Below are 18,958 nucleotides of genomic sequence, written 5' to 3'. Positions count from 1 at the left end.
GCAGCTTTTCAGGAGTGCACCAGTTCTTCTTCTTTAAGTGATCCGTTGTCGGTTACACTCAGCATGGCAGGATGATAGTGTTCATTGTGCTGGGTAGCGTCCAGACCGAGTGCTTCTTCGTCTTCAGTAACCCGCAGCGGATGAATGAGGTTGATCAGTTTGAAGATAGCATAAGACACGGTGAAGCTGTAAGCCACTACCAGTAACAGTCCCAGCACCTGATTTTTGAACAGTTCGAAGTTTCCGTAGAACCAGCCGTTGTTGCCGCCTTCGTTAATAGCCTTGGTAGCGAAGATGCCGGTCAACAGCATGCCTACCATACCACCAAGTCCATGACAGGGGAACACGTCCAGTGTGTCGTCGATGCTGGTTTTTGATTTCCAGTGAACCGCCATATTGGAAACAATGGCAGCAATAAAGCCGATGAATATACTTTGCGGGATAGCAACATAGCCGGCTGCCGGTGTAATAGCCACCAGGCCTACTACTGCGCCGATGCAGAATCCGAGGGCCGATGGTTTTCTTCCACGGATCACATCAAAGAAAACCCAGGAAAGGCCAGCAGCTGCAGTAGCCGTATTGGTAGTGGCAAAAGCGGTGGCTGCCAGAGCATTAGCACCCAGTGCAGAACCGGCGTTGAAACCAAACCAGCCAAACCACAGCAAACCAGTGCCTAACAGTACAAAGGGAATATTTGCAGGCTGCAGTTCTTTCTTTTCAATATGGTCTTTTCTGCGTTTCAGCACCAGGGCACCCGCGAGGGCAGCGCAACCAGCAGAGATGTGTACCACTGTGCCGCCGGCAAAGTCCAGTACGCCCAGCTTAAAGAGAATACCATCCGGATGCCAGGTCCAGTGTGCAATAGGAGCATATACCAGGATGCTGAACAGCACCATGAACAGTACATAAGAAGTAAAACGAATCCTTTCCGCTACCGCGCCTACCACCAGCGCTGGCGTGATGATGGCGAACTTCATCTGGAAGAGCGCAAACAACAGCAACGGGATTGTGGGAGCCAGGCTCCAGGGAGCGCCGGAACCAACATGGTTAAACATAAAATATGTAGAAGGAGAACCGATAATGCCATGATAAGACTTTCCAAATGCCAGGCTAAACCCAACAACTACCCATACTATGCTGATCAACCCGGTTGCAATAAAACTCTGCATCATAGTAGAGATCACATTTTTCCGGTTCACCATACCTCCGTAAAAGAAGGAAAGGCCGGGAGTCATCAAAAACACCAGAGAAGAGGCTACAAGAATCCAGGCGATGTCAGCCGTATTATATTTACTAACATCTGAAAAATTGGGGAGAGCTGGAATAAAAATTCCAATTACTGCTATTACCGCCAGAAAAATAAAGGGGAGATAGTCTTGGAATGAACTTTTCTTCATAGCATTTGATTTTTAAATTTCTTAAATAAAAGTAGACATGAAATTTAAAACATCAAATAGAAGGGCCTAAAAATAGAATTATTTGAATAATCGCTACTAAAATTAGGATTAACTCAATCATATACCAATAAATAATAATATCAATCTTTTATTCTATTGTTCCGAGGTACATTTTGCAATCGATATCATAAACATAATAAACTATTAATCAATTAATTATAAATCAACCTAAGAGGCTTAAGTTTTTTTCAATAAAATCAGGGAGAGGTGTTACTATGATCAGCTGTAATCCTTTACAGTAAATTGTTTATCAACTTTATACACATATATAATATATCACTGGATTCTTAGTTTCTCCAGTGATATATTACAAATAATTCTATATAATGTTTTAAAAACGGAGAACAATTTAATGTTTCATATCCTGCAATTCCCGCTCCATCGCAAACATCTGGTCGCGTAAACGGGCGGCTTCCATAAAGTCGAGGTCTTTTGCCGCTTTTTCCATATCCTTCTTCACTTTCTGAATAGCTTTTTCCATCTGCGGAATCGTTTTGGCCGAAGCTGTCGTTTCTTTGGCCAATTGTACGGCATCTTCCGCTACCAGCGACACATCATGCACGGCATAAGGGGAGGACTCGTCAAAATGTTTGATTTCCAATACAGATGTCTGTCCGAGTATCTGCTCCTTGCTCTTACGCACGGTCCTTGGCGTAATATTATGTTCCACATTATACGCCGCCTGTTTTTCCCGGCGACGCGTGGTTTCATCAATCGTACGCTGCATACTGTCCGTGATATGGTCCGCGTAGAAGATCACCAGCCCGTCTACGTTACGCGCAGCACGACCGGCAGTCTGCGTCAGCGAACGCTCATCACGCAGGAAACCTTCTTTGTCGGCATCCAAAATAGCCACCAGCGACACCTCTGGAAGATCAAGCCCTTCCCTTAGCAGGTTCACGCCCACCAGTACGTCGATATTTCCTAAACGCAGGTCGCGCAATATCTCGATACGCTCCAGCGTATCCACCTCAGAGTGGATGTAACGCGACTTAATATTAATACGTCCCAGGTATTTGTCCATCTCTTCAGCCATCCGTTTGGTCAGCGTAGTCACCAGCACACGGTCGCCTTTCAACACCCGTCTATCTATTTCATCCAGCAGGTCGTCTACCTGGTTCACGCTCGGACGTATTTCAATAGGCGGCTCCAGTAGGCCCGTCGGACGGACCACCTGTTCCACCACAACACCTTCTGTCTTTTTCAGCTCATAATCGCCCGGAGTAGCGCTCACGAAGATGGCCTGGTTCACCATGTTCTCAAACTCATAAAAATTGAGCGGCCTGTTGTCCATCGCTGAAGGCAGGCGGAAACCGAATTCCACGAGGTTTAGCTTACGGGAGCGGTCGCCACCATACATACCGCCAATCTGCGGAATGGTCACGTGGCTTTCATCGATCACCAACAGAAAATCCTTCGGGAAATAATCCATCAGGCAGAATGGGCGGGTACCAGGCTTACGGCGGTCCAGGAAACGGGAATAGTTCTCAATACCGCTACAGTAGCCCAGCTCTCGGATCATCTCCACATCATAGTTTACCCTTTCGGACAATCGTTGCGCTTCTATCAGTTTCCCGTTGGATTTAAAATATTCCACCTGTGCATGCAGTTCATCCTGTATTTCGTAGATCACCTGCTGCATGATGTCTTTAGGCGCAAGGTACAGGTTGGCCGGGAAGATGGCTGCATTGTCCATTGTACCGATACGTTTTCCGTTCTGTACATCGAAGCTTTCTATTTCTTCAATTTCATCACCAAAGAAGGTAATACGGTAACCATAGTCCACATAAGGCAGGTTGATGTCTACCGTATCGCCCTGTACGCGGAAATTCCCCCTGTTAAAATCGCCGGTAGTACGGCTGTACAGGGAATTCACCAGTCCATGGAGGAAGGCGTTCCGGCTAAAGGTCTGTCCCTGGTGGATACGGATAATCCCGTTTTCATATTCGGTGGGGTTACCCATACCGTAAATACAGGAAACGCTGGCCACCACAATAATATCACGGCGCCCGGAAAGCAGGTTGGACGTGGCCCTCAGTCGCAACTTGTCCAGTTCTTCATTGATGGCGAGGTCCTTTTCTATATAGGTATCGCTCACCGGCATATATGCTTCAGGCTGGTAGTAATCATAGTAGGACACAAAGTATTCCACGGCATTCTCCGGGAAAAATTGTTTAAGTTCTCCATATAACTGGGCTACCAGGGTCTTGTTGTGGGTCAGCACCAGGGTAGGGCGCTGCACATTCTGGATTACGTTGGCCACCGTAAAGGTTTTTCCCGATCCGGTCACCCCTAAAAGTGTCTGATATTGTTCACCTTCCAGTACTCCTTCAGTCAATTGTCTGATAGCTTCCGGCTGGTCACCAGCGGGAGCATAAGGCGCATGTATCTTAAATGGCATATTGAAAATTTCATTTGAGCAGTATGTAAAAATACTAAAATGACACATGTCAAAGTGTTAAAAAAAGAGCTTTACTTTTGCCCTTTCAATCACTGACTTACTCATGAGAAAAAAGATCCTGACGGGCCTGATTCTGGCCCTTTTACTTCCTTTAGCCAGCTTTGCCTGGGGGCCTAACGGGCACCGCATTGTAGCAGAGATTGCCTGGCAGCACCTGACGCCACAGGCTAAAAAAGCCATTGCCAACATCCTGGGCCGCCAAAGCCTGCCTATGATCGCCAACTGGCCTGATTTCATCAAATCCGACACCACACACCAGTACGACCATACCAACAAATGGCACTATCTCGATTTCCCGGCCAATGTCAGCCGCGCGGAATTTGACAGCCTCCTGAAAGCAGCCACCGGTGAAAACCTGTACACTCAGACACAGGCGATGATCCGTGACCTGAAAAACAAACAGCTGGCCAAAGAAAAGAAACTTTTTTCCCTCACCTTCCTCGTACATATGCTGGGCGATATGCACCAGCCGCTGCACGTCGGGCGTGATGAAGACATGGGCGGCAACAAAATCAATGTCATGTGGTTCAACCAGCCATCCAACCTGCATCGCGTATGGGATGAACAACTGATCGACTTTCAACAGCTCAGCTACACGGAATATACCAAAGCTATCGACATCGCCACTCCTGCGCGGGTCAAAGCCCTGCAAAGCGGCACGATCGCTGACTGGATGTTTGAATCTCACCTGCTGGCAGACAAAGTGTACGGCTACACTAACCCGGACGCTAAACTCAGCTACCGCTACAACTATGTGTTTGTGGAAGACATGAACAACCAGCTCCTGAAAGGTGGCCTGCGCCTCGCCACCATCCTGAACGGGATCTTCAAATAATTTCCTCCGGGCTATCATAATAAAAGGAGCGGCCAACCTGAACAGGTTGGCCGCTCCTTTTATTATAACTTATCTGGTCTATACCAGGTCGATGTCGAAGTTTACCAGCTGTACAAACTGTTCCAGACGGGTATTCAGTTCTTCATGCGTTACTTCTGTCAGGCGGGAAGTACCAAATTTTTCCACGCAGAAGGACGCCATAGCAGAACCTACGATGATCGCAGTCTTCATGTTTTCGAAGGAGATATCGCGGGTTTTGGCCAGGTAACCGATAAAACCACCTGCGAAGGTGTCACCTGCACCGGTTGGGTCGTATACCTCGTCCAGCGGCATAGCCGGAGCGAAGAACACATGGTTTTCGTGGAAGAGCAGCGCACCATGTTCACCTTTTTTGATGATCAGGTAGCGGGGGCCCATGGTCAGGATCTTTTTGGCTGCTTTCACCAAAGAGTATTCACCGCTCAACTGACGTGCTTCGCTATCGTTCACCATCAGCAGGTCTACTTTCTTCAGCACTTTCAGCAGGTCTTCCATGGCCACTTCCATCCAGAAGTTCATGGTGTCCATTACGATGAGCTTAGGGCGGACCGTCAGCTGGTCAATTACGCTCATCTGTACCTGCGGTGTAAGGTTCCCCAGGATGAGGAATTCGCTGCCCTGGTAGCTTTCCGGGATAACCGGATTAAAGTCCGCCAGTACGTTCAGGTCAGTCACCAGCGAATCGCGGGTGTTCATGTCCATGTGGTATTTACCGGACCAGTAGAAAGATTTTTCGCCTTTCTTCACCTGTACCCCGTCTAATGCCACACCTCTGGCAGTCAGCGCGTCCAGCTCAGCCTGTGGGAAATCTTCACCCACCACGGAAACCTGGTTAACCGGTTGTACAAAATTAGAAGCAGCCCATGCGATATAGGTGGCGGAACCGCCAATGATTTTTCCTGATTTACCAAAGGGCGTTTCAATTTCATCAAACGCCATTGTGCCTACGACTGTAAGAGCCATGTTACTTTCCTGAAGTTTATTAGTTTAAAATTTAATACAAAACCAGGCAAAGGTAACATCTTCCGGAGAAAGGAAAAAAGGTTAAATCTTTACCTGTTTCCACGTACCGCGGCGGAATAACAGTACCCCTGCTACAGCCATCATGGACTCCGCAATCGCAATAGCCCAGAAAACGCCCTGAGGGCCCCAATTGAGCCATATCGACAAGGAATAGGCCAGCGGCACCTGGAACATCCAAAGCGCCACCAGATTGATCAGGGTAGGCGTACGGGTGTCGCCGGCACCGTTAAACGACTGGGTAATTACCATCCCGTAAGCATAAAACACATAGCCAAGGCTCATCAGGCGTAAACATTGTACACCATAGCCGACCACATCGGCCTCGGGAGTGAATAATTTAATGATCGCCGGAGCACCTGTCAGGAAAACAAGGCCCACCACCCCAAGAAAGACCATATTCAGGAAAGCCGCGCGCCACACCGACTTTTCCGCCCTGTCCGGCTGTTGTGCGCCCAAATTCTGCCCTACCAGGGCCGCCGCTGCGTTAGCCATGCCCCATGCCGGCAAAATCGTAAAAATCACCACCCGGATGGCGATCGTATAGCCTGCCACCGCGTCTTTTCCGAAATAAGATATAATCCTCACCAGGAAAATCCAGCTGGCAGAAGCGATCAACATCTGCGCAGTGCTGCCTGCAGCGAGCTTCAGGACAGATACGATCGTGTTCCAGGCAGGCGACAGCTGCTGCCTGGTAATACGGATCAGGTCTTTTCCTCTTACCAGATGATACACCTGGTAACAGACACCGGTACCACGGCCAATGAAAGTAGCCAGGGCAGCCCCTTGCAGCCCCATGGCCGGCACCGGTCCCCAACCGTTGATCAGCAGCGGACAGAGTATAATATTCAACCCGTTGGCCAGCCACAGCGAACGCATGGCCAATGCTGCATCACCGGCGCCCCGGAAAATACCGTTGATCAGGAATAATAATACAATCACCAGGTTGCCGGCCAGCAATATTTTCGTATAACCAGTACCGTAGTCAGCCACTTCTGCCGAAGCTCCCATCAGTAATAAAATATCTCGGGAAAAAAGAAATCCGATAACGCTGATGATCACCGAGAGCACCAGTGCCACATACAGCGCCTGCATCGCGGCATGGGCCGCTTCCTCATGGTTCTTTTCACCGGTACGCCGCGCTACCACAGCCGTAGCAGCCATACTTAACCCCATGGCAAAAGTGTATACCAGCGTTAATACAGATTCCGTTAAACCAACCGTGGTAATGGCATTCACACCCAGATGGCTGACAAAGAAAATGTCCACCACCGCAAACAACGATTCCATGGCCATCTCCAGCACCATGGGAATAGCCAGTAAAAATATAGCCCGGTTGATACTCCCGGTCGTAAACTCTTTTTCTGTTCCGGCAACAGCGATACGAAACAGTTCAAAAAAATGAACCACACGTAGCCGTGCCTGTTTAAAGAAAGGCATGTCCAATATGTTAAAAATGTAAACTCAGTGTCTGCAAGCAGCCACCATTAAGCATTCAGGAGGGAAGGGCAAACGTGGAAGGTCCACGTTTAAATTAGTCTTTCATATGCTATCATTTTTACACCAGTACGATGTAAAACAAAAGTAGCCGTTTTTTTGAAAAGTGCAAATTCCGTAAAGGCACGAAAACCGTTGTTGCAACGCCTACCTGGCAGGCTTCCATAAATTATATTCCGTTAAAATCAATACAGACAACCAGCTGACACATTACAGGCAATACCTGTCCGACTATTTTTGTAAAATGGTTGTAACATTTACTACTGTCCTTCGTTTAACATCCCAGTAGGCAGCGCGCTAAGCCTTTTAAGGAAACCAATAACAACAGGAAACCTAAGTCAACTTAACCAATTAACCTTTTGTAAAACAAACATTATGTTTAAGTTTCACCAACACGCTCTCAAAGCGGGAGTCGTAGCTGCTACTGTACTGGGCATCGCTTTCACCGCCTGCAACAAGGATGACGGTCCTCCTGCTCCACCTGCACCGCGCAGCACCACTTTCAAGCTACGTGGCACCGGCACTGATGCAGCCCGGGAAACAGGTTTCATTACTGTTCTCGAAAATAGCGACAGCTCCATCAACGTAACTTTATCCCTGGGAAAAAACAAGAAAGACACCACCCATCAGGTATATTTCATTGGCGGTAGCTACACCGCTCCTACAACTGATACACTGCAAGCCCTCGATGCAAAAGGCAACGGCGCCGCGCTGACAGTGGAACTGTTTAAAAACGTAAAAAAGATCAGCTTACGGCAGGCCGGCGGCGCTACCAAAGAAATACCTTTCAAATATAATGACGCTATTGCCTATGCAGGCCATCTCAAGGTAAAACACAGCCGTTTCTCCACAGATACGATTGCGATTGGCAATTTCGGCAAATCCAACTAAACGCTTTATACCACTTAAAACTGTTCCGGTATAGTGTGATGAAAAGAAATAGCCGGCATTACGCCGGCTATTCTCCTGTTTTTTATTAGGATATGGAAAAGTAATCCGGGACAGGTCCCGCTTACTTTTGTTCTATTGTGACGACTGATTTTCGCTGGTATTATTTGTCAGCACAGGCATTTGTTTGCGCAACACTTTAAATTCTGTACGCCTGTTTTTCTGACGGCCTTCCGGATTGTCTTTATGGTTAGGCAGTGAATTGGGGGCAATAGGACGGGACTTGCCGTATCCTTTTGCGATCAGCCTTTGAGAAGAAACGCCTCTGCTGATCAGGTAATCCACGCAAGACTGTGCACGGGCCTGGGACAGTTTCAGGTTAAATTTATCAGATCCTACACTGTCTGTATGTGCAGACATTTCAATCATCAGTTTGGGGTTATCGTTTAACATGTCCACAACGGTATCCAGTACTATTTTGGATTCAGGGCGCAGCGTCGCTTTACCAAAATCATAGTAGATGTTGTTCAGGACAATTGGTTTCTCTACTTCATAGTGTTTGAGGCAGAGGGTTGGATTGTCGAGAGAATCTACCCTGGTAAGTTCATCTGATTTAAAGTAAAGGCTCTTGGTGAAATAGTTCTCTTTCTCAGCAATGATTTTATAATAACGCTGCGGATCTACTTCAAAGGAGTAGCGGCCGGTAGCGTCAAGTGTTATTTTGCTCAGTGTTTTCTGTCTTACTGTGTCCAGCAGCGTGATGGTCGCTCCGGCCAAAGGCTGGCGGGTATCACAGTCCACGATCAGGCCACTCGCCATTTTCCGGACCCTTTTGATGCTAAACACTTCCAGGCAACAAACGGACTCTCGGTCAGAGCTGATAAATCCCTCTGCAAAAGGATGCGCATTGTCCATTGCAGTATAATAGATATCATCTTTAGGAGAATTCAGGGGTTTGCCCATATTCACGGGAGTAGACCAGGAACCAAAATCGCCCTCGCTCTGGAAGAAATCCAGTCCGCCGAGGCCTACGCGGCCGTCTGAACTGAACACGAGCACATTTTTCTCGGCATCATAAAATGGCGCCTGTTCTTCATCTTTCGTGTTGATAGTAGTCCCCATGTTGCGGGCGTTGCCAGGAGCATTGCTGTTCATCACACAATACCAGATATCGTATTTACCCATACCACCGGGCCTGTTGGAGGCAAACAGCAGGTACCTGCCATCAGCCGTGATATAAGGCTGCATGGAGTTATAACCGTCCATATTGATATTGCTGCCCATCTTTTGCGGCTCTGTCCAGCTACCGTTTTGTTTTGTACTTAGGTAGATGGCAGCCTGTTTCACGCCGTCTTTGACTGACCAGCGGGTCATGTACATCGAGTTACCGTCCGGGGAGATAGAAGATACGCCCTGATCATATCCTTTGGCCGCCGGTATATTCAGCTTCTGGCTGCTGCTAAAATCGCTGCCGGTGCCACTGGCCGTATAGAGGTCGTTTATGTAGGGTGTGCCTTTTTTGTCCTTCTTCTTTTCAGCAGGCTGTTTAGCAGGCAGTGACGGCGTTTCCGCACGGGAAGAAGTAAACATCAGGGTATTGGGGCCCATTACCACCGGCGCGTAGTTGGCGCCGCCTTCGTTCACATTACCGGACAGTTTGGCAATGGTATAGCGGGGTTGTTTGCTGGCTTCGCTCAAAGCAAATTCACAGTTGGCGATTTCCAGCGGCACGCGGGTAGACAACTCATCTGCGCCGGTATAACTGGATTTAAATTCATTGAACTGTTTAAGCGCCTCTTCATACTTTCCGTTAGCTCTCAGGCATACGCCATACCAGTATTTGGCTTGTATATATTGGGGGTTGTTGAATCCCACCACCTGGGAATACCAGGTTTCAGCGTTCCCGAAATCATGGTAAAGCCGGTAGGATTCCGCCAGCCGGGACACCACCTGTTGATAGTCTTTAAACTTACCGCTGGGAGGAGCTGCGTTGGCGATGGCATATGGCAATATCTGTTCCGGTTTCACCTTAAAGGTGCCCAGGGCTTTATTATAATACTGTGCTGCCGAATAATAGTCCTTGGCGTTGTAATATACGTCTGCCGTATGCTTGAAATCAACTACGTATTGCGCCTGTATCGAATTAATCAGTCCTGCAAAAATTACCAGTACAAGAAGTGTAATTTTTTTCATGAAGGTTCTAATTTAAATAATGTATCCACTTCTGTTATATCCACTTATGTGACGTTATCCTTATAATCTCGGGCAGATGAAGTATTCTTCATTCAGCACCCTTCTTTTCCTGCTGATAAAGGAAAGGGAAATTTCAAAGCTCTGGCTGCCGTTGACAAGGCGACGCATATTCGATGTATTGGCGTCATAGCTGAGGCCAAGGACAAATCCTTTGAAATGGAAGCCGGCAAAAGGAATGACGGCATCATTAAAACGGTAGTTGCCGCCCACCAGGAAATCGAAATCGGGGTTTACCAGCAGTTGAGCATACATACCCGCCACTACTTCTTCGGCGTTGCCCTGACGCATATAAAGGCCTGTAGGGGTGAGGCTTACCGTTTCATTGAGTTTTATTTTGGTACCGCCATGTACGAGGTAACGTACCGGCAGCTTCTTTTCTTCCCCTGAGCTGGCAAAAGGATCTTTCGGGCCGGTGAGGTGTGCTGCTGCAAACCCAACGAAGGGATTGAGCATATGATTAGGATTACCATCGAAGAACATGGCGCCGGCGCCGGCATCAAAAACAGTGGAGGAAGTGGTTGTCACATTTTCACCATTGGCAATGCTGGGATCGAAGCCGATGGTAGGCTTATATTGACTACCAGTCTGGAACTTGGCCGGATCTACCCGGCGGTTGATAATACCGGCCTGAATACCGAATACGATCTGGCTGGTTTTAGTCTGACCAAACCGTACGCCGGTATAGGATACATTGGCCATGGCGTTGAAGTAATTATATCCGGCATCACCGGCAGACATATTGAGAACATTGAGGCCTACTCCAATATTCTTGTCAGTGGCAGCATCTACGGAAACACCGGCGGTAGAGAAGGGTTTTCCATAGTTCGCCCATTGGTTACGGTAATTTCCTGACACCCTGTAATCTCCGTCAATTACGCCTGTCAGCGCCGGGTTCAACCAAAGCGGATAGGCATAATACTGGGAAAAATGAGGGTCTACCTGGGCAAAAGACTGCCAGGGCAACAAACTGCTCCACAAAAGTACTGCAACAATTAAGATCCTTTTCATAGGAACATTTTTTACTTGTTCAAAATTGGCCGGGGGTGCAAACCGGTGCCTGGCATGCACCCCGGCTAGTTCTTTATTTGATTAATCTACGGGTTTCTGTTCCTGTCATTATCTCATGAGGGTGACGTTACCTTTCTTCGTAATCACCTGTCCATCCTGCATGGTCGCTCTCACGATGTATACATATACCCCTACCGGTTGTTTCTGTCCGCTCATGGTACCATCCCATCCCTGACGTTGGTCTTTGGAGGTGAATACCAACTGACCCCATTGGTTGTACACTCTGAATTCGAGTTGCGCGATCGCTGTTCCGTACACATACAACACATCATTTACGCCATCGCCGTTCGGGCTGAAGAGGTTTGGTATGAAGATGTTGTTGCCTTGCGGGTTGGATGTTGTACAAGTCAGCGTACCCAGTCCGCTGGTTTCACAATCGCTGGCGCCGATGGCCCGTACACCGAAGTTCAGGGTCTGGTTAGGCTGCAGATTGTTCACGGTATGTGAAGTACCGCTTGGGCCTGTGCTTGGAGCGCTGAAGGTTGCACCACCGTCGAGGGTCACTTCGTAGCGTACCGCTCCTGGAACAGCGTTCCAGGTGAAGGTGACGCTGGTAGCAGTGATGTTGCTGAAGGACACATGCGGTGCAGCGAGCGGTTGCAGCATGCTAACGATCACCGCTGTTCTTGCGCCTATGCCTACACAACCACCAGACGGGCTTGCAGCTTCCACGTAGTAGGTCGTGGTCGTATTCAGCGCAGGTGTAGTGAACACCGGACCGGTAAATACTGGTGTGCCGCCGGTAGGTGCGGTGTACCAGTTGAAGGTGACACCCGCCGTTGTTGAACCGGCTGTCAGCGTGGCTGATTTACCCGGGCAGATACCGTTTTCGTTGCCGGTCACTGTCGGAGCGGCCGGAGCGCTGATCAACTGAACGCTTACAGCGGTGCGTGTTGCACTTGGACAGCCGGTAGCATTCACTGCTTCCACATAGTACATCGCGTTAGCGGTAACCGGTGGTGTTGTAAAGCTGCTGCCGGTTGATATCGCCGTTCCGCCGGTTGCGGTGGTATACCATTTATAAGTGAGCGTTGCATCAGGGTTCTGCACACTCAGTGTCACGGTCTGGCCCTGACAAGTCTGAAGTGTTGCATTAGCCACCACCGGTACTGTCGGAGCTGCATTGACGGTGACATTCACTGCTGTTCTGCTGGCGCTTACACAACCGCCGCTGGTAGCAGCTTCGAGGTAGTAAGTCGCGTTACCGCCCGGTGTGATGGTGTAGTTAGCACCGGTGAATACTGGCGTACCGCCGGTAGCCTGTGTATACCATTTGTAGATGACGCCTGCCACACTGTTCTTCACGGCCAGCGTCACGGTCTGACCAGCGCATGTTGTTATCGGATCTGCCAGCGGAGCGTCGATAGTGGTGATCACGGTGGCTGTCACACTCACGCTTGAGCTTGCGCAGCCATTATTATTCTTCGCCACCACATAGAAGGTAGTGGTACTGTTCAGCGCACCGGTAGTAAAGCTTGGACCGGTGGCCAGCAGTGTTCCGTTAGCCGGAGCATCGTACCAGTTATAAGTAAGCGCAGGGTCTGGTGCCTGGATGCTGAAGGTGGCGTTGCCACCGATACAGATGGTCAGGTTGTTGGACGCTACAGTCGGCATTGCCGGTGCAGGGTCTACGTTCACCACAACCGCAGTTCTGGTGGCGCTGGAGCAGCCGGTGCCGATATTGGCCTGTACATAGTAGGTAGTAGTGTTGTTTACGGCCGGTATGTTGTATACCTCACCGGTAAAGAGCAGGGTACCGCCTACTGGTGCGTCATACCATTGATAAATAAATCCTGGCTGGGCATTCTTCACAGATACTGTCACACCGGTACCTGCGCAGGTCCTGAGACTGGTAGCTGTTACATCCGGAGCAGCAGGAGCTGAAGTTACCGTTACAGTAGCTTTTACTCTTGCGGAAGGATTACCACACAGCGCCGGATCTCCTACAGCTTCCACATAGAAGTCGGTGGAGGCGGTGAGCGGCAGGGTAGTGTAAACCGGTCCGGTGAAGACTGGCGTACCACCTGTTGGTACGGTGTACCAGTTATACGTGATATTGTTCACAGGTGAGATCACACGCAGTGTTGCAGTAGATCCTGTGCAGATGGTCAGTGCATTGGATTCGAGTACTGGTGTTGGTGCAGTGCCCACACTTACGGTCACTTTCGCTCTTACCACGCTGGTACAGTTACCGTTGCTGGCTTCAGCATAGAAGTCGGTCGTTACGCTCAGCGGGTTAGTAGTATAAGTGTTGCCGGTTCCTAGCAGCGTGCCGCCGGTAGCAGCATCATACCAGTTGTAAGTGGTACCTGCAACAGGGTTCTGGATGCTGAGTGTTACTGTGCCGCCTGCGCAAACGTTGAGCGAAGTGGCTGCAACAGTCGGAGTAGCCGGTGCTGCGTTAACCGTTACGGTGATGGCAGTCCTTGGACCAGGGCAGCCGCCGCAGGACCTTGGACAGGTGCCGCCAACGATTCCTCTTACATAATAAGTGGTGGTGCTATCGGCAGTGAAGGTGTAGCTGGTGCCGGTGAATACCAGGTTGCCAGCCGCATCATTCCACTGGTAGTTCACACCCGGCTGCGGGTTCTGCACGGTCAGTGTCACACTGGAACCGGAGCAGGTATTAACAGCAGCCGGTGTTACCACAGGTGCAGGCGGAGCAGTAACTACTGTTACTGTTGCAGTAGCACGTGGGGAAGCGGCGCCACACCTGGTCGGATCTCCTACCGCTTCCACATAGTATTGTGTGGTAGTCGTCAGCGGTGGTGTGGTGAACACCTGTCCGGTGAAGACTGGCGTGCCGCCTGTTGGTGTGGTGTACCAGTTATAGGTAAGTGCATTGTCCGGGTTGAGGATCATCAATATGGCCGGTGTGTTCGTACAGGTGGTCACATTGTCGGATACCAGTACCGGTGTTGGTGCAGTACCTACGCCGATGGATATTTTAACACGGGTAGTATCGGTACAGCTACCTGCACTTGCTTCCACATAGAAGTCAGTGGACACGGTGAGGTTTCTCACGATATATACCGGTCCGGTGAAGAGGGCAGTACCTCCGGTGGCCACATTGTACCAGCGGTAAGTAAGGGTATTCACCGGGTTCTGTACGGAGAGGACTACGGAGTCACCTGCACAGATATTAGTGTTGGAAGCGGTCACAGTTGGTGTCTGCAGGCTGGTGATGTTTACATTCACCGCTTTGGCAGTACCTGCTGCGTTAGCGCAGCTGTTGCTTCCTTCTACGGTCACATAGTAGGTAGTACTTGCTGTGATCAGCCCTGTGGTGTAAGACGGACCTGTGAACAGCAGTGTTTGCAGATTAGCGTCCTGGTACCATTTGAATACAGGGTTAGTCACAGTGGTGGTGGCAGCTGTCAGTGTCACCGTTGTCTTCGCACATGCTGTAGTATCATTGAGGATGATATCTGCCGCAGTGGAGCGTTTGTTAACGGTCACATGTGCTGCTTTCAGGTCGCCGGCAGCGTTTTCACAGTTGCCTGCGCTGCTTACGCTTACGTAGTAGGTGTAAGTACCTGGTGCGAGGCCGGAGACAGACAGCACACCGGTTGCGCTAACACCTTGTGTGATCGGGCCGGTCTTATCCGGATTAGCATACCATTTGAATACCGGGTTCACCACTGTAGTGGATGTCGGTGTCAGTACAGCGGTATCACCTGCGCAGATGGTTTGATCTGTTACATTGATATCAGCTGCGGTAGATGCGGTGGTCACCGTGAGGGTGATGACTGCGCGTGTACCGGCGGCATTTGTACAGTTGTTGCCGTTTACTGCTTCTACATAGAATTTATAGGTACCTACGCCGAGGTTGGACGGAGTGGTATACGTGTTGGTGTTGGAGGCCAGTTTAGCACCGCCGGTAGCAGCATCGTACCAGTTGAAGTTTACGCCGGGCACTGCATTTACGCTGAAGGTAACCGGGGTATTCAAACAGGTGGTCACACTGTCTTTGGTGGCAACCGGAGTAGCCGGCGTACCGTACACGGTTACTGTTGCAGGCAGGGAAGCCGCGCCGCTACAGTTGTTCCGCATAGCTCTTACAGTATAAGTGTAAGTACCGGAATCGAGGGTTGGCGGTGTCACGTAGGCAATGCTGTCGAGCAGGTGGTTACCGTGACTGTCGTACCAGCCATAAGTTACACCGGCCACAGGGTTCACCACGTTGATCGTCGCCTGCTGACCTTTACAGATATTGGCGTTGGTCACCTGTACAGTTGGCTGCACGATAGCACGTTGTGCGTAGTTGAAGCCTAATTCTGTGAGGGCGCCCACAATACCTGATTTCAGTTTCACTTCCACACCAGTGAACGGCTGGGTTGGTACGAAGGACAGCAGTGCGCTTCTGCCGCCACTGAGCAGGTTGAGATTGACGAGCGGGTTAGACACCAGTACGGAGTCTACTGCCGTATTACCATTGTAGGCTGTCAGCTGCAGGCTGGCCAGTACGGCGGCAGAAAGCACCTGGCTTGGGTTGGTGACCATCACTTTTACAGTATCGCCCGGAGTGGAGACACCATTGAAGTAAGCTCTTTCCCAAACGGAAGCATTCAGTACGCCAAGGTCTATAACGAGGGAAGAGTAAGTATTGGCGCTTTGGTCAACGGCCAGTTGCGGGTTGTACACATTGCCCAGCACCAGGAGGCCGGAGCCGCCGATAGTGAAGGAGCTTGCACCTTCGCATGGCACAGGGTCCTGCCTGTCGCTGATGGTGACAGCGGTTACCGGTACTCTTGCAGAAGTACAGGAGCCGGCGCCAGGTACGGCAGCTACTACCCAATAGGTAACGGTACCGATGGTAGCGGATGCCGGTGCGGCATACTGCGCACCTTTAAACAGGGTGTCTGTGCTGGTCTGGGTAGCGAACCAGTAGAATTGTGCATTAGCGGTAGAAGCAGATGCAGTAAATACCGGTTGCTGGTTGACTACCACGGTGTCAGGGTTCGGTGTTACGGTCGGATCAGGCAGTGATGCTGCTGTGCTCACGTTAACAGCCGTTCTGGTGGCAGAGATAGTGTTACAGCTGTCATTCACCGCTTCTACATAGTAGGTAGCAGGTGCTGTTACATTGACAACTTTATAGGTAAATCCGCTGTCGGTGTTCAGTTTGGTACCGCCGTTAGCTACATTGTACCAGTTGTAGGTGTAGCCGGCCAGCGGGGTGGCGATAGCCAGTACCGCATCTGAACCCGGACAAACTTTCACATCATTGGACTGTACGGTCGGCGCAACCGGAGCAGCAGCCACTTTCACAGCGACCTGTGTTCTTGCTGTGCTTGCGCAACCATTGCGGTAAGCTTCCACAAAGAAGCTGGTGTCTGATGTCAGCGCACCGGTAGTCAGGGAAGTACCATCTTTACCGGTCAGGTAAGTACCGTTGGAAGTATACCAGCGGTAAGTAACGCCTGCTGCCGGGTTCTGTACGTTGAGTGTTGCCGTGTTACCGGAACAAACAGCCACCTGAGAGGCCTGTACAGCAGGTTTGGCCAATGCACGCTGTGCATAGTTGAAGCCTATTTCTGTCAGGGCGCCTACGAGGCCGGATTTCAGTTTCACCTGTACCGCGTCAAACGGATGGGCCGGTACAAATTCGGCGATAGCCTGTGTACCATTGCTCAACAGGCTGAGTTTCACCAGCGGATCGCTGACTGTCACAGAATCCTGCGGAGCATTGCCATTATAAGTGGTCAGCTGAACACCGCCCAGCAGTGAAGCAGACAATACCACACTTGGGTCGGAGAGCAGTACCCTTACAGTATCACCAGGAGCGGAGAGGCCGTTGAAGCCTGCTTTTTCCCATACCTCTGCATTCAGTACGCCGAGGTTGATCACGAGAGAAGAGTAGGTGCTGGCATCATTGTCCACTGCCAGCTGCGGGTTGTATACGTTGCCCAGCACGAGGAGACCGCTGCCACCAATAGTCTGGGTAGTGGCGCCTTCGCAAGGCACTTGTGTTGGTGTAGTAAACTGTCCGTATACCACTACTACCGGCACGCGGATAGAAGAGCAGGAACCGCTGATGGATGCTTTCACCCAATAAGTCACGGTGCCTGGCGTGTTCTGAGTAGGCGGTGCGTAAGTCGGACCGGTGAACAGGCTGTCATTGCCGGCCTGGCTGCCATACCAGGTGAATGTCACGTTAGCGGCATTGGAGCTGGCTTTCAGAACGGCTTGTGTACCGATGTTGACAGAATCAGGGTTAGGCGTTACCACCGGTGCGCTCAGCGAAGCAGAGATCACGATGTGGAATGCCTGTCTTGGAGAAACAGTACCGCAGGCGCTCATCGCTTCTACATAGAAGGTAGTGTCTTTGGTGATATTCGGTACATTAAATACATATCCGCTGTCGGTATTCAGTTTGGTCCCGCCAGTGGCCACATTGTACCAGTTGTAAGTAAGCTGGCTGTTCGGATTGGATACCGCCAGTGCTGCACTGGTACCTGGGCAGAGGTTCAGGGTCTGATCGGTGCCTGGTACAACAGGAGCAGGAGACACGGTAACGGTTACGGGTATACGGTCAGGATTAGCGCAATTGTTGGCGCCCACCACCTGTACATAATAAGTAACCTTACCTGGGGTCCTCAGGGTATCGGTAGTATAAGTATTCTGGCTGCTCAATACGGTGGTGCTGGTAGAATCAGCATACCAGCGTACAGTAGTGCCGGCAGCAGGTGTTACTGACAGGGTTGCTTTCTGGTTCACACATACAGTATCTCCAGTACCACTGATAGTTGGGTTCGGATAGAGCACGCGTGCGCCATAGATATCAATAGCATTGAGCAGATTGAGCGTGCCGGTGAGTCTTACTTCCACGCGGTCATAAGTACCGGTAGCACCTACGGTGGCGTTGAACTGCTGGCCGCTCAGCAGACGCAGGGTCAGCAGGTTGGCCAGTGTATCTGCTTTCACAGCAGTAGAGCCATTGTATTGAGTGATCACGATACCGCCAAACAGGCTTACATCTGCCAGGCCGCCCGGAGCTGCCATGGTCAGGCGGATGCTGTCGCCTGCGGCTCCCGGGTTCGGGAAGATGAGCTGTTGGAACACAGAGCCGCCGAGTAAACCTACCGGCATACTCAGGGTAGTGAAGTTTGTTTTAGAGCTGTCGATGTCATTGGTCGGATTCTGCACAGAGCAGAGGATACAACCAAGGGTGGTGCCGGAAACCTGGCTGGTTGGCACATTACAATCCGGAGAAGGAATAACCGGACCGGTCACTACTACGTCTACACGTACCCGTGCAGAAGAGCAGGCGCCTGGAACGCTTACGGCAGCGAAATAGCTGTAAGTGCCCGGATTATTAAACGGACCCACCACGAAGCTGGTACCAGTACCGGCGATGGTGGTAGTCGTAGAATCAGCGTACCAGTTAATTACCGCGCCCGGAACAGGTGAAGCGGTGAGCGTTGCCTGTTGGCCGGT

Annotated in this window: 9 protein-coding genes; 2 read left to right on the top strand and 7 right to left on the bottom strand. The window is 50.4% G+C overall.

Annotated features, from left to right (window positions below):
- Window positions 1–8: 8 nt before the first annotated feature.
- Together ACTJJS_RS16125 and uvrB are read right to left on the bottom strand one after the other, a co-directional pair.
- Window positions 9–1,397 (bottom strand): ammonium transporter, encoded by a 1,389-nt coding sequence (locus ACTJJS_RS16125; RefSeq protein WP_440664462.1) that lies wholly within the window; start codon window positions 1,395–1,397, stop codon window positions 9–11.
- 409 nt (window positions 1,398–1,806) lie between these two features.
- Complete coding sequence (gene uvrB, locus ACTJJS_RS16120; RefSeq protein WP_440664461.1) at window positions 1,807–3,858, bottom strand: excinuclease ABC subunit UvrB; 2,052 nt, start codon at window positions 3,856–3,858, stop codon at window positions 1,807–1,809.
- Between the two features lie 103 nt (window positions 3,859–3,961).
- On the opposite strand from uvrB, the gene ACTJJS_RS16115 reads away from it, so the two are divergent.
- Window positions 3,962–4,753 (top strand): S1/P1 nuclease, encoded by a 792-nt coding sequence (locus ACTJJS_RS16115; protein ID WP_440664460.1) that lies wholly within the window; start codon window positions 3,962–3,964, stop codon window positions 4,751–4,753.
- Window positions 4,754–4,831: 78 nt separating this feature from the next.
- On the opposite strand, the gene ACTJJS_RS16110 is transcribed toward ACTJJS_RS16115, so the two are convergent.
- The gene (locus ACTJJS_RS16110) at window positions 4,832–5,755 is read right to left on the bottom strand and encodes a PfkB family carbohydrate kinase (RefSeq protein WP_440664459.1); all 924 of its coding nucleotides are present in this window, start codon (window positions 5,753–5,755) and stop codon (window positions 4,832–4,834) included.
- 81 nt (window positions 5,756–5,836) lie between these two features.
- Entirely contained in the window at window positions 5,837–7,252 is a 1,416-nt protein-coding gene (locus tag ACTJJS_RS16105; RefSeq protein ID WP_440664458.1) for an MATE family efflux transporter, read from the bottom strand.
- 432 nt (window positions 7,253–7,684) lie between these two features.
- Here ACTJJS_RS16105 and ACTJJS_RS16100 point away from each other — a divergent pair, with 432 nt between their 5' ends.
- Window positions 7,685–8,200, top strand: a complete 516-nt coding sequence (locus ACTJJS_RS16100) for a hypothetical protein (protein WP_168870660.1) — start codon at window positions 7,685–7,687, stop codon at window positions 8,198–8,200.
- Window positions 8,201–8,332: 132 nt separating this feature from the next.
- Here ACTJJS_RS16100 and ACTJJS_RS16095 read toward each other — a convergent pair whose 3' ends face one another.
- The 3 genes from ACTJJS_RS16095 to ACTJJS_RS16085 all read right to left on the bottom strand — a co-directional run.
- On the bottom strand, window positions 8,333–10,390 hold the full coding sequence (locus tag ACTJJS_RS16095) for an OmpA family protein (RefSeq protein WP_440664457.1): 2,058 nt from the start codon (window positions 10,388–10,390) through the stop codon (window positions 8,333–8,335).
- A 60-nt stretch (window positions 10,391–10,450) separates the two neighbouring features.
- Window positions 10,451–11,458, bottom strand: a complete 1,008-nt coding sequence (locus ACTJJS_RS16090; RefSeq protein ID WP_168870662.1) for a PorP/SprF family type IX secretion system membrane protein — start codon at window positions 11,456–11,458, stop codon at window positions 10,451–10,453.
- A 108-nt stretch (window positions 11,459–11,566) separates the two neighbouring features.
- Window positions 11,567–18,958, bottom strand: a 7,392-nt coding sequence (locus tag ACTJJS_RS16085) for a gliding motility-associated C-terminal domain-containing protein (protein WP_440664456.1), incomplete at its 5' end; no start/stop codon positions are given.

Source organism: Chitinophaga sp. 22308, assembly GCF_052045305.1.
Lineage (GTDB): Bacteria > Bacteroidota > Bacteroidia > Chitinophagales > Chitinophagaceae > Chitinophaga > Chitinophaga varians_A.
The sequence above is the reverse complement of the archived record's forward strand: the minus strand, read 5'-3'. Positions and strand labels throughout refer to the sequence as shown.